This window comes from Devosia geojensis (assembly GCF_000969415.1).
GTDB classification, from domain to species: Bacteria; Pseudomonadota; Alphaproteobacteria; order Rhizobiales; family Devosiaceae; genus Devosia; species Devosia geojensis.
Genome location: NZ_JZEX01000110.1, coordinates 1 through 11950, shown reverse-complemented (window position 1 = coordinate 11950; position 11950 = coordinate 1). Strand labels below are relative to the sequence as shown.

13 protein-coding genes are annotated in these 11950 nt (G+C 66.2%); 1 reads left to right on the top strand and 12 read right to left on the bottom strand.

All coding sequences use genetic code 11. The annotated features are described in order from the left end of the window. Window positions 1–12: 12 nt before the first annotated feature. From VE25_RS11865 to phnG, 7 genes are all read right to left on the bottom strand, one after another. On the bottom strand, window positions 13–1161 hold the full coding sequence (locus VE25_RS11865; RefSeq protein WP_046108844.1) for an alpha-D-ribose 1-methylphosphonate 5-triphosphate diphosphatase: 1149 nt from the start codon (window positions 1159–1161) through the stop codon (window positions 13–15). Continuing rightward, window positions 1158–1859: a phosphonate C-P lyase system protein PhnL gene (gene phnL / locus VE25_RS11860; RefSeq protein ID WP_046108843.1), complete on the bottom strand. Its 702-nt coding sequence runs from the start codon at window positions 1857–1859 to the stop codon at window positions 1158–1160. Before phnL ends, VE25_RS11865 begins: the two co-directional genes overlap by 4 nt. Before the next feature lie 244 nt (window positions 1860–2103). Continuing rightward, on the bottom strand, window positions 2104–2910 hold the full coding sequence (gene phnK, locus VE25_RS11855; protein ID WP_083988891.1) for a phosphonate C-P lyase system protein PhnK: 807 nt from the start codon (window positions 2908–2910) through the stop codon (window positions 2104–2106). Next, a complete protein-coding gene (locus VE25_RS11850) occupies window positions 2907–3836 on the bottom strand; it encodes an alpha-D-ribose 1-methylphosphonate 5-phosphate C-P-lyase PhnJ (protein ID WP_046108842.1) in 930 nt (309 codons plus the stop codon). The genes phnK and VE25_RS11850 overlap by 4 nt, the downstream gene beginning before the upstream one ends. Then, entirely contained in the window at window positions 3833–4933 is a 1101-nt protein-coding gene (locus VE25_RS11845; protein WP_046108841.1) for a carbon-phosphorus lyase complex subunit, read from the bottom strand. The genes VE25_RS11850 and VE25_RS11845 overlap by 4 nt, the downstream gene beginning before the upstream one ends. 2 nt (window positions 4934–4935) lie before the next feature. Then, window positions 4936–5529: a phosphonate C-P lyase system protein PhnH gene (gene phnH / locus VE25_RS11840; protein ID WP_046108840.1), complete on the bottom strand. Its 594-nt coding sequence runs from the start codon at window positions 5527–5529 to the stop codon at window positions 4936–4938. Continuing rightward, entirely contained in the window at window positions 5526–5996 is a 471-nt protein-coding gene (gene phnG, locus VE25_RS11835; RefSeq protein WP_342019000.1) for a phosphonate C-P lyase system protein PhnG, read from the bottom strand. Before phnG ends, phnH begins: the two co-directional genes overlap by 4 nt. A 139-nt stretch (window positions 5997–6135) precedes the next feature. Here phnG and phnF point away from each other — a divergent pair, with 139 nt between their 5' ends. After that, the gene (gene phnF, locus VE25_RS11830) at window positions 6136–6864 is read left to right on the top strand and encodes a phosphonate metabolism transcriptional regulator PhnF (RefSeq protein WP_046108839.1); all 729 of its coding nucleotides are present in this window, start codon (window positions 6136–6138) and stop codon (window positions 6862–6864) included. 194 nt (window positions 6865–7058) lie between these two features. On the opposite strand, the gene VE25_RS11825 is transcribed toward phnF, so the two are convergent. From VE25_RS11825 to phnC, 5 genes are all read right to left on the bottom strand, one after another. Next, the gene (locus VE25_RS11825) at window positions 7059–7679 is read right to left on the bottom strand and encodes a DapH/DapD/GlmU-related protein (protein ID WP_046108838.1); all 621 of its coding nucleotides are present in this window, start codon (window positions 7677–7679) and stop codon (window positions 7059–7061) included. Next, complete coding sequence (gene phnE / locus VE25_RS11820) at window positions 7676–8530, bottom strand: phosphonate ABC transporter, permease protein PhnE (protein WP_046108837.1); 855 nt, start codon at window positions 8528–8530, stop codon at window positions 7676–7678. The genes VE25_RS11825 and phnE (VE25_RS11820) overlap by 4 nt, the downstream gene beginning before the upstream one ends. Window position 8531: 1 nt before the next feature. Then, entirely contained in the window at window positions 8532–9443 is a 912-nt protein-coding gene (gene phnE, locus VE25_RS11815; RefSeq protein WP_046108836.1) for a phosphonate ABC transporter, permease protein PhnE, read from the bottom strand. Between the two features lie 67 nt (window positions 9444–9510). Continuing rightward, entirely contained in the window at window positions 9511–10440 is a 930-nt protein-coding gene (phnD, locus tag VE25_RS11810) for a phosphonate ABC transporter substrate-binding protein (RefSeq protein WP_046108835.1), read from the bottom strand. A gap of 45 nt (window positions 10441–10485) precedes the next feature. Next, window positions 10486–11319: a phosphonate ABC transporter ATP-binding protein gene (phnC, locus tag VE25_RS11805; protein ID WP_046108834.1), complete on the bottom strand. Its 834-nt coding sequence runs from the start codon at window positions 11317–11319 to the stop codon at window positions 10486–10488. Between the last annotated feature and the right edge of the window lie 631 nt (window positions 11320–11950).

Below are 11950 nucleotides of genomic sequence, written 5' to 3'. Positions count from 1 at the left end.
ACTCGAGAACACTCAATTGACGATTCGGCCACTTCGCCAGACGGAACGTATCACTGGAAAATCGTCAACCAGATGAACGCGGATGATGTCGGCACGAAGGCCGGGCAGGATCTCCCCGCGATCCTCGAGCCCGCAGGCGCGCGCCGGGGCGCTGGTCACCATGCGCACCGCTTCCGGCAGCTCGATGCCGAGCTCGCGCTCGCGCGCCACCATGAACGCGCAGTCGAGCATCGAGCGCGGCACGTAGTCGGAGGCGAGGATGTCGACGAGACCCTCGGCGAGGAGATCGTAGACGGCGACGTTGCCCGATTGCGAGCCGCCGCGCAGCATGTTGGGCGCGCCGGCAACGTTCAGCATCGAGTGCTGGCGTGCCGCGCGGGCGGCGACGAGGCTCACCGGGAATTCGGCGACGCGGATGCCCTCGGCGAGCGCCATCTCGACATGCTCGACGGTCAGGTCGTCGTGGCTGAACATGGGCAGGCCGTGCCGCTTGCCGAGCGCGATGACGTCCTTGCGCACGTCGACCGCATTGGCTTCCAGCCGGTCGAGGAGCTCGCGCACCTCGCGCTCGACCACCGCGCGCTCCTTGCCGCTCTCCTTCATCCGCCGCTCGATGTACTGGCCGACATCGTTGCTCTGTCGCTTGCCGGGCACATGCTCCATCACCGAGAGCACCCGCACGATGTCGCGCCCGATATTGGCTTCGGTGAGCTCCGGCGTCACGTCGTCGGTGATCTCGCAGCGCAGGTGCACAAGGTGCTCGGCGCGCAGCATGTTGTTGGCGCCGGCAAACTCGAGCGCATCGATCATCGGCGCGAGGATTTCGCGGCGCTCCGGGTTCTTCTCGGTTGCCCCGACGCAGAGCGAGTCGAAGACGGTGGTGACCCCTCCGCCGATGATCTGCGCATCGTGGGCCATCACGGCGCGCATCATGTCCCAGCGCACATGGGCGCGCGGGAACACGTGTTTTTCGAGGTGGTCGGTGTGGCAGTCGACGAGGCCGGGCAGGATATAGTCGCCCTCGACATCGATAGCGCCGGGCACCGTGGTGCCGCCCATGTCGACGCTGGCGATCTGCCTGTCGAGGATCTTCAACGATCCGGCGATGACCGCATCGTCGAGGACGATGCGCGCGCCGGTGATGACCGTCTCACCCATCATGCCGCACTCTTCTGGAACGCCGTGACCTCGAACAGCCGGTCGGCGACCGCCTCGCGCACCTCGGCATCGTGGAAGATGCCGACGATGGCGACGCCGCGCGCCTTGGCTTCGAGGATCAGGTCGACGACCACCTGCCGGTTGGCCGCGTCGAGCGAGGCCGTCGGTTCGTCGAGCAGCAGGATCGGGTAGTCGCGCACGAACCCGCGCGCGATGTTGACGCGCTGCTGCTCTCCGCCCGAGAAGGTCGCCGGCGCGATGGACCACAGCCGCTCGGGGATGTTGAGGCGCGTCAGCAGCGTCCTCGCCCGTGCCTCGGCTTCGTCCGCCGGCATGCCGACGAGCTTGGCCGGCTCGGCGACGACTTCCAGCGCCGGCACGCGCGGGATGACCCGCAGGAACTGGCTGACATAGCCGACCGAGTGGCGGCGCACCTCGACAACCTGCCAGGGCTCGGCCTGCGTGAGGTCGACCCACTCGCCGCGATGGGCGACCCGGATGTGCCCGGAGCCGGGTTTATAGTTGGCATAGAGCGAGCGCAGCAGCGTCGACTTGCCCGAACCCGATGGGCCGTGGAGGCACACGCACTCGCCCTCGGCGACTTCGAGGCTGAGGTCGGCGAACACCGGAATTACCGTGCCGCCCTGCGTGTGCAGCACGAAATCCTTGGTGAGGCCGGAAACGGAGATCATGGTGGTCATCTGTTGTCTCCAAGGTTCGTGTTCGCCAGCTGTATGGGGCGTGCGCGCCGTCCCTTCTCCCCTTGTGGGAGAAGGTGCCCGAAGGGCGGATGAGGGGTTTTCGCAACTCTCATCGCACTATGTGCCTGCGATGACATCGCAGACCCCTCACCCTGATTTTCCGCTGGACGCGGAAAATCTGTCCCTCTCCCACAAGGGGAGAGGGGAGAGTGGGCGGGCGCGAGTTCTGTGTGCTTTGACATCGCTACACCTGCAGCACGGACGAGACGAGCAGTTGCGTATAGGGGTGGTGCGGATCGTCGAGCACCTGGTCGGTAAGCCCAGCTTCCACCACGTGCCCGCGCCGCATCACCATCAGCCGGTCGGCCAGCAGCCGCACCACGGCGAGATCGTGGGTGACGATGATGGCGGCGATGCCGAGCTCGCGCACCAGCCCGCGCAGGAGGTCTAGGAGGCGCGCCTGCACCGAGACGTCGAGGCCGCCGGTCGGCTCGTCCATGAAGACGAGGCGCGGGCGGGTGACGAGGTTGCGGGCGATCTGCAGGCGCTGCTGCATGCCGCCCGAGAAGGTCTTGGGCTTGTCGTCGATGCGCGAGGTGTCGAGTTCGACCTTGGCCATCCAGTCGAGGCCCTCGCGACGCAGCTCCCCGTAATGCCGCGCGCCGATCGCCATCAGCCGCTCGCCGACATTGCCGCCCGCCGAGACGTTCATTCGCAGCCCATCGCGCGGGTTCTGGTGGACGACGCCCCAGTCGGTGCGCATGAGCTTGCGCCGCTCCGGCTCGGAGAGCGTGAAGATGTCGCGCAGGCCCTTGGCCGAAAGATCGTACTCGACCGCGCCCGAAGTTGGCGGCATCTGCGCCGAGAGCACGTTGAGGAGCGTCGACTTGCCCGAGCCGGACTCCCCGACGATGCCGATGACCTCGCCGGGATAGACGGTGAAGGAGACGTCTTCGCAGCCGATGTGATCGCCATAGTGCTTGGTGAGCTTATTGACCTTGAGCAGGGGCCGGCGCTCGGCGACAGGGTTCATTGCCATCACGGCGCTCATTGCGCTTCTCCTTCATCGGCGGTGCGGGCGAAGGCGAGGGCGGCGGGATCCGCTCCGAGTTCGCCGCGGTGGCCCTTGGCGCGCCGATCCTCGCAGAAATGCGTGTCCGAGCAGACGAACATCTTGCCGCCGTGATCGTCGAGAACGACCTCGTCGAGATAGCTGTTGTCCGCCCCGCAGAGCGCGCAGGATTCGTCCCAGGTCTGGGGCTCGAACGGATGGTCGTCGAAGTCGAGGCTCTTGACGCTGGTATAGGGCGGGATGGCGTAGATGCGCTTCTCGCGGCCGGCGCCGAAGAGCTGGATGGCCGGATTGCCCTGCATCTTGGGGTTGTCGAACTTGGGGATGGGCGAGGGCGACATCAGGTAGCGCCCGTTGACCATCACCGGGTAGGAATAGGTCGTCGCGATATGCCCGTAACGCGCGATGTCCTCGTAGAGGCGCACATGCATGAGGCCGTATTCGGCATAGCCGTGCATCTTGCGCGTCTCGGTCTCTCGCGGCTCCAGGCTGCGCAGGGGCTCGGGCTGCGGCACCTGGTAGACCAGCACCTGGCCTTCCCTGAGCGGGGCTTCAGGAATGCGGTGGCGGGTCTGGATGATGTCGGCCTCCTCGGTCGCCTCGGTGGTCTCGACCCCGGCGACGCGCGAGAAGAAGCGGCGGATGGAGACGGCGTTGGTGGTGTCGTCGGCGCCCTGGTCGATGACCTTCAAGGTATCGTCAGGTCCGATGACGCTCGCCGTCACTTGGATGCCGCCGGTGCCCCAGCCATAGGCCAGGGGCATCTCGCGCCCGCCGAACGGCACCTGATAGCCGGGCACCGCGATGGCCTTGAGGATCGAGCGGCGGATCATCCGCTTGGTCTGCTCGTCGAGATAGGCGAAGTTGTAGGCCTCGTCCCAGCGGGCCTCTTGCACGGCGCTCATTCTGCGGCGTCCTTCTGCTGGCGTTCCTCGAATTCGCGCCGCAGCTTTCGGATCAGCCCGAGCTCGGCCTGGAAGTCGACATAGTGCGGAAGCTTCAAGTGCGAGACGAACCCGGCCGCCTCGACATTGTCGGCGTGATAGAGGACGAATTCCTCGTCCTGGGCCGGATAGACCGCTGCCTCGCCGAATTCGCGGGCCCGCAGCGCCCGGTCGACGAGGGCCATGGCCATGACCTTGCGCTCGTTGTGGCCGAAGGAGAGCCCGTAGCCGCGGGTGAACTGCGGCGGGCGCTCGGCCGAGCCCTCAAACTGGTTGATCATGTGGCACTCGGAGACGACGACGTCGCCGATGTCGATGGCAAAGCCCAGTTCCTCGGGCACGATCTCGACGCTGACCTCGCCCATGCGGATCTCGCCGGCGAACGGGTGCGTGCCGCCGAAGCCGCGCTGGGTGGAATAGCCGAGGGCGAGAACGAAGCCTTCGTCGCCGCGCGCCAGGTTCTGCAGGCGCTGGTCGCGATCGGCAGGGAAGGACATGGGCTCGCGGGTGAGGTCGAACGGCTCGCTCGCATCCTCATCCGGGATTTCCGGCTCGATGAGCCCTTCGTAGTCGAGGATGTCGGCGACATGCGGCATGCCCGCGTCGAGCGGGGCTTCGCCGACCGGCGCCTCGGGCTCGCCGACGCCTTCCTCCGCCGCCAGCGCGAAGTCGAGGAGACGATGGGTGTAATCGTAGGTGGGCCCAAGCACCTGCCCGCCCGGAATGTCCTTGTAGGCGGCCGACACGCGCCGGCGCACCAGCATTTGCGCCGTATCGACCGGTTCGGAAACGGCAAGGCGGGGCAGGGTGGTGCGGTAGGCGCGCAGGAGGAAGATCGCCTCGACGAGGTCGCCCTGCGCCTGCTTGACGGCGAGCGCCGCAAGGTCGCGGTCGTAGATCGAGCCTTCCGCCATCACCCGGTCGACGGCAAGACCGAGCTGCTCGGAAATCTGGCGGGTCGAGACTTCCGGCACCGACGTGTCGCCGCGCCGGGTCTCGGCGATGAGCTCATGGGAATTAAGTATGGCCCGCTCGCCGCCCTTGACTGCAACGTACATGGCTAAACCTCCACCTTGATGCCGCGCGGCAGGCCGATGACCTCACGCCCGCAGGCGAAGATCACGTCGATCCCGAGGGGATAGAGCGCGTGGTTGTCGTCCCACTGCGCCCAGAAATCGTCCGGCAACCCGGCGATGGCGACCTCGATCGACCCGTCGATGCCGGGGCCGGTCCAACGCGTCACCGGACCGTCGGTCAGCGACGGCACCTGGATTACGAGGGTCGCCGAGCGGTCCGGATAGCGGTCCTCGCCGACGGAAAAGCCGGTGAGCGCGGGCATGGCGGCGGCATCGCAGACGACCGCGAACTGCGCCTCGCCGGCCGCCGCGACGATGGCCGAGCCGCTATGGAAGCGTATCCACCCGGCGACCGAGCCGGCTGCGACTGCCGGCTCCAACCACACGGGTGTGTCGAAATCGAAGAGCGTCAGCGCGACCGCCGCCATCGCCACGTCGAGCGGGGCAGGAGGATCAAGGTTGAGGTCGACCGTCGTGATGCGGCCTGCATAGGCAAAAGCATCGAGCAGGGCGCGGAAGCCGGCTTGCGCCTCGAACACTGCATCGGCAAAGCCGGGTTTCAGGTCAGCGAGCGTCATTTCGGGTTGTCTCCGCGCACCATGGTGAAGAACTCGACCTTCGTGGCCGCGGCCTTGCGGCTCTTGAGGTCGCGGTCGGTCTGCTGCCGCCGGGCGATGGGGGTGATGACGCCGCTTTCGATACGCATGCGCTCGCCGGTCTGCATCAGCGCGTCGAACACGGCCGCGAGCTCTGCCTTGCGCTGGTCGCGCCCGGCCGCATAGCTCGTGCCGGTGGTGCCGTCGGGCAGCCGCACGGCGCAGCGCGTCACGGTCATCTCGCCGAGGTTGAAGGGGTTGCCGGTGCCGCCGGCGCGGCCGCGCACCATGACGAGCCCCGTCTCGGGCCGGCGCAGCATGTCGTAGCTCGGGCGTTCGGCGAGCGTGCTCCAGGCCGATTCCAGCTCGTCGCGGGTGGCGCGGGCGAGAACGCCCATCCAGCGCGCCCGAGCGGCATTGGCCTCGGCCGTTTCGGTTGACCTCATCATTTCGAGAACCTATTCATCTAAACGTCTAGACCTTTTTCGGCACAGGTGATATCTAAAGGAACTGTTCTTGACCTGTATGCCCAAATTCCATGACGCGGGCATGACAATACCATAGTTCTCGACCAGGGGGATAAATGCAATGACCATGCGCCGCGCCGGCTTTCCCCTCTGGCAGCAGATCGCCGATACCATCGCCCAGGAGATCCGCGACCGCATCTATGGGCCCGGCGACAGGCTGCCGACGGAGCTGGAGCTGGCGGAGCGCTTCGGCGTCAACCGCCACACCGTGCGCCGCGCCGTAGCGTCGCTCCAGGACTTCGGGCTGCTGCGCATCGAGCAGGGCAGGGGCACGTTCGTGCAGGAGGATATCGTCGATTATCCCCTGAGCCGCCGCACCCGCTTTTCCGAGATCATCCGCCGGCAAGCCAAGACTCCCTCGGGCGAGCTGCTGCGCTCCGCCACCATCCCGGCCGACGCCGCCATTGCCGAAGCGCTCGCCATCCGCGTCGGCGCGCCGGTGGCGTTGATCGAGACCGTGGGCAAGGCGGACGGCCAGCCGATCAGCCTTGCCGCCCATCACTTCCCGCTCGAACGCTTTCCGGATCTTTTCGCCGCCTACGAGGAGGCGCGCAAGATCACGCCGATGTTCGAGCGGCTGGGCGTTGCCGACTATGTGAGGAAGACCACGCGCGTGACGGCGCGCATGCCCGATACCCACGAGATGCGCCATCTGCACCTGGCGCGCATGACGCCGGTGCTCTTCGTCGAGGCGATCAACGTCGACGGCGAGGGCCGGCCCATCGAATACGGCGTGACCCGCTTCTCCTCCAGCCGCGTGCAGATCGTGGTCGATACGCTGCCGGAGTAGGCTTTTGGTCGTGAAACTGCCGGGAACACGGACCCGTCTCCCTCCCCCTTGTGGGGAGGGATTAAGGATGGGGGGTATATCGCGGCAGGACCTGCAGCATCGAGTTTGCCGCGGCATACCCCCACCCGACCCGCTATGCGGGCCATCCTCCCCACAAGGGGGAGGGTGGGTGCCCGCCTTGAGGGCGGGGAGAATTACTTCTCATACTTCTCGACGAACGCCTCGGCGCTGAGCGCGCGCATGTCGGGCAGGGTCTCGCCGAGCTTCTTATGGTCCCAGTCCCACCAGGCGAGCGCCTGCATCCGTTGGGCAAGCTCCTCGGGGAAGCGCCGCTTGATCGGTTTGGCCGGCACGCCGACGACGATGGTGTAGGGCTCGACGTCCTTGGTGACGACCGCCGATGAGCCGACGACGGCGCCGTCGCCGATCGTGATGCCGGGCATGATGACGGCGCCGTGCCCGATCCACACGTCGTTGCCGATGGTCACGTGATGGTCGCGCCGCCACTGGAAGAACTCGGCGTCGTCACCGAGGTCGAACCCGTACTGACGCGAGCGGTAGGTGAAATGGTGCTGGCTTGCCCGCCAGGTGGCGTGGTTGCCCGGATTGATGCGGGCGAAGGCCGCAATGGAGCAGAACTTGCCGACCGTTGTATAGACGATCGAGCCGTCGTGGACGATGTAGCTGTAGTCGCCGAAATCGGTCTCAAGGATCGCGGTGCGCGCGCCGACTTCGGTGTAGCGCCCGAGCCGCGAGTCGCGGATGGCGGCGGTGGGGTGGACGGTCGGTTCCTCGCCGAGGTTCTTTTCGCTCATTTATGGCCCGTGTCGGTGGTGATGATCCGCATGCGGATGCGGCGTGAGACGTTGTCGATGACGGCGACGGTCACGAGGATCATCAGGATGATGAACGCCGCCTCGTCCCAGTTGTTGATGCGGATGCGGTCGGAAAGCGCAAGGCCGATGCCGCCCGCCCCGACGATGCCGAGAATGCTGGCCGAACGCACGTTCGACTCGAAGAAGTAGAGCACGTGGCTCATCATCACCGGGAAGACCTGCGGGAAGACGCCGAGGCGCATGGTCTGCGCGCCGCTGCCGCCGGCCGCCCGCACGCCCTCGATCTGCTTCCTGTCGACGTTCTCGATGGCTTCGGCGAAGAGCTTGGAGAAGACCATCACGTCGCCGACGGCAATGGCGAGGACGCCGGCGAACGGGCCGAGGCCGACGGCCGAGACGAAGATCAGCGCCCATACCAGCCCGTCGATGCCGCGGAAGGTGTCGAACACGCGCCGCAGCCCGAAGTGGAAGAGCCAGTTCGGCACCATGTTCTTGGCGCCGAGGAACCCGAGCGGCACCGCGAGAACGGCGGCGATGACCGTGCCGAGGAACGCCATCGCCAGCGTTTCGGCCATGGCCCGGCAATAGTCGAGGAATGCGCCGCCGTCGACCGGCGGGATCATCAGCACGACGAGCGTGCCGAGCTTGCCGAGCCCGTTCCAGATGCGCAGCGGCGAGGCCTCGATCCACCAGAGCCCGAAGCCGAGGATGGCGGCGAAGCAGAGCCACAGGGCCCACTCGCGCCAGCGCTGCGCGAGCGGGCGGGCGAAGAGCTGCGGATGCGTGCGCTTGAGGCGGGCGATCTCGCCGTGGGTGATGGTGTGGCTCATCCTACTGTCCCGTGCTCAGGTCATGGCCGATAAGGCGATGGCGGATCGTCTCGCAGACCATGTCGATGATCGAGGTGGTGACGATCAGCAGCAGCATGATGGCGCTGATGTCGGTGTATTCGAATTGCCGGATGGCGACGTAGAGGTCTTGTCCGATGCCCCCCGCGCCGACAATGCCGAGCGCCGAGGCGCCGCGCACGTTGATCTCGAAGCGCAGGAGCGCATAGCTCGCATAGTTGGGCAGCGCCTGCGGCACGACGGCCAGGCGCATGATCATCGCCCATGTGCCGCCGGCCGCCTTGACGCCTTCGATGGGGCGCGGGTCGACGTTCTCGTTGACTTCGGCAAAGAGCTTGCCGAGCGCCCCGGCGGTGTGGACCGCGATGGCGAGGACGCCCGCGAACGGCCCCAGCCCGAAGGCGTAGACGAAGATCAGCGCGAAGACGAGCTCAGGCACCGTGCGGAAGAATTCCAGCAGCCGCCGGCTGACGAAGTAGACGACGCTGTTCTCGACGAGGTTGCGCGAGGCGGAAAAGCAGAGGAGGAGCGCGACGATGCCGCCGAGCGCGGTACCGACGAACCCCATGAGGATCGTCTCGACGAGCAGGCGCAGCCAATAGTTGATGCCCCAGTACCAGTCGGAGACGTCGCCCCAGAAGTTGAAGAGCGTGAGGGTCGGGAACGTGCCGGAAATGTAGTTCCAGGCCTTGGGCAGGCCGACCATCAGGTCGGCGAGGTTGAAGTCGCTGACGATCACCGAGCCGGTGAGGGCCGCCAGGAACAGGGCGCCGTAGAGCGCCGTCCAGACCCGCTTGGCGCTACGGGCCTGGCGGTAGCGATCCTCGAATGCGGAAAGCCGTTCGGCCGGGCTCGTGGCGGGCAGGTCGCCCGCGCCCTCTGCACGCATCGTCATCTCATCAAGTCCTTGTGGGATATGGCAAACCGGCACGGAAACGGGTTCCGTGCCGGCGAAGGAGCGATCAGTTCGACGCGTTGCGGCGGCGTTCTTCGGCGTTGTATTCGGTGATGGCGATCACATCGAGGTAATCCTCGTGCTTGGCCTCGACATAGCCGGTCGAGTCGCCGCGGGTGTATTCGGCAAAGCCTTCGGGATCCGCCTCGGGGAAGGCCATCAGCGCCGTGCGGAACTCGTCCTGCAGGGACTGCGGCAGGCTGGTCAGCATCATCACCGGGGTGTTGGGGATGACGGGCGACTTCCAGATGATCCGGGTCGAGCCCTTCTCGATCATGCCCTTGTCTTCCATGTTCTGGATGTTGCCGGCGGTTTCGTTGCGCCAGTGCGTGGCGACCACCTCGAAGGTGCCGTTGACGAGGCCGATGACGCTCTGCTCGTGGCCGCCCGAGAACGCGACTTCGCCGAAATAGTCGTCGGCCGTGGTCTTGAGCTCGGTCGAGAGGTAGTAGGAGGGCACCGCGTAGCCCGAGGTCGAGTTCGGGTCGGCGAAGGCGAAGGACTGGCCCTTGACGTCCTCGATCGTCTGGTAGGGGCTGTCGGCGCGTACGGCGAGGATCGAATAGTAGCCGCGCTCGCCATCCGCATCGAGGGTGATGGCGACCGGCGCGACGCCCTCGCCCATGATCTTGCGGGCGAGCGCATAGGCGGCCGGGCCGACCGAGGCGAACTGCACGTGGCCCTGGCGCATGGCCTCGATCACCGCAGCATAGTCGGTGCCGCGCACGATGTTGACCGGCACGCCGAGGGTGCGGCTGAGGTAGTCCGCATAGGGCTGCGTACGAGCGATGGCGTCGGATTCGTTCTCGCCCGAGGAGATGCCGATGGTCAGCTCCGGATACTGCGTGCGCCAATCCTCCTGGGCGAGGGCCGGGGCGGAAATGGACAAGGCGAGGGCGAGCGCCGTGAAGACACGGCGGGTGAAGCGAGCGGTCATGGGACCTATCTCCTGTTGGGACGGAATATTGGGGTGCTGTCGCGTCTAGTGCGCGGCTTGGGCAGCCCTGGAGTCGCCCGCGCTGGCAACCCGATGCCGCGGGGCAATGGTCGAGGTGAGGCTTTCGTCGACGACTGCGTCCTCGTCGGCCCCACCATAGATCTGCTGGATGACCTCGCCGGTGAGCTCGCCGGGCGCGCCGTCGAACACCACGCGGCCGCGCGCCATGCCGACGATCCTGTCGCAATAGGCGCGGGCGGCATCGAGCGTATGGAGGTTGCAGATCACGGTCATGCGGTCCTCCTTGTTGATCGAGCGCAGCGCTTCCATCACGAGGCGCGCATTGCGCGGGTCGAGCGAGGCGATGGGCTCGTCGGCGAGGATGAGCTTGGGGTTCTGTATGAGGGCGCGGGCGATCGCCACGCGCTGCTGCTGGCCGCCCGAGAGCGTGTCGGCGCGCTGCAGCGCCTGCGGCAACAGGTCCAGCCGGTCGAGGGCGGCGGCGGCAAGGCCCCGCTCATGGGTGGAAAAGTGCTTGAACATCACCGGCAGGGCGCCGGTGGTGCCGATCCGCCCGATCAGCACGTTGGTGATGACGTCGAGCCGGTTCACCAGGTTGAACTGCTGGAAGATCATGGCGCAGCGCGCCCGCCAGGCCCGCAGGTCCTGGCCGGTCAGGGAGCTGACATTGCGCCCCTCGAAGCGGATATCGCCCGACGTGGCGGGCACGAGGCGATTGATGAGCCGCAGGAGCGTCGATTTGCCTGCGCCCGACCGGCCGATGATCCCGACCATCTGCCCCGGTTCTACACGGAGCGATACCTCGCTGACGGCGACGACGTCACCGAATGACTTGGTGACGTCCCTGATTTCGAGCATAGATGGCCTCGTTTCGCGCCTATATGAGAAAATACGGCATGAATACTTGGAGACGTGCTTGCCGCCCCTAAGTCTATTCGTGATTGTCCGACGCTAGCGAGAGTTTATGACATTCGTATTTCAACTAAGTCATTGTAATCGAATAAGTAATTCTTAGACGAATACGAGATTTGTATAGGGGCTGAACCTGCGAGCAATATCAAACCTTTAGGGCAGGTTGTCGGCGCGCACGCCGAAACCCCCGCCCGGCCTTGCGGCCTGCGGTTGATGAGGTGGGCGGCAACGGGCGGGCTTATACCCGGGGACCGAAGCTTCAAAAGGAAAGGTGGGCTTTCACCCGCCCGTTGCACGGGGATTTCTCGACCGGGGCGACAAGAGACGGCCCAGCGATGTCTTTGCGCTGTTTGGCATGACCGCCCGTCCTCACCACTTCGGCCTCTGCCGGGGCGACCCCCGGCAGACACCCGCTCCCAGAACCCGGTGGCAGGCGAGACGGTCCCCGTGCACGAGTGAACCGTCCGACCTGCCACCGGCCGCCGGCAACTCGTACTTGCCGCGCCCGGCGAAGGGATGGGGCAGAGTATGGGGCAGGTGGAAGCTGCGGGGATAAGTTTTTAATTCCACACCAGAT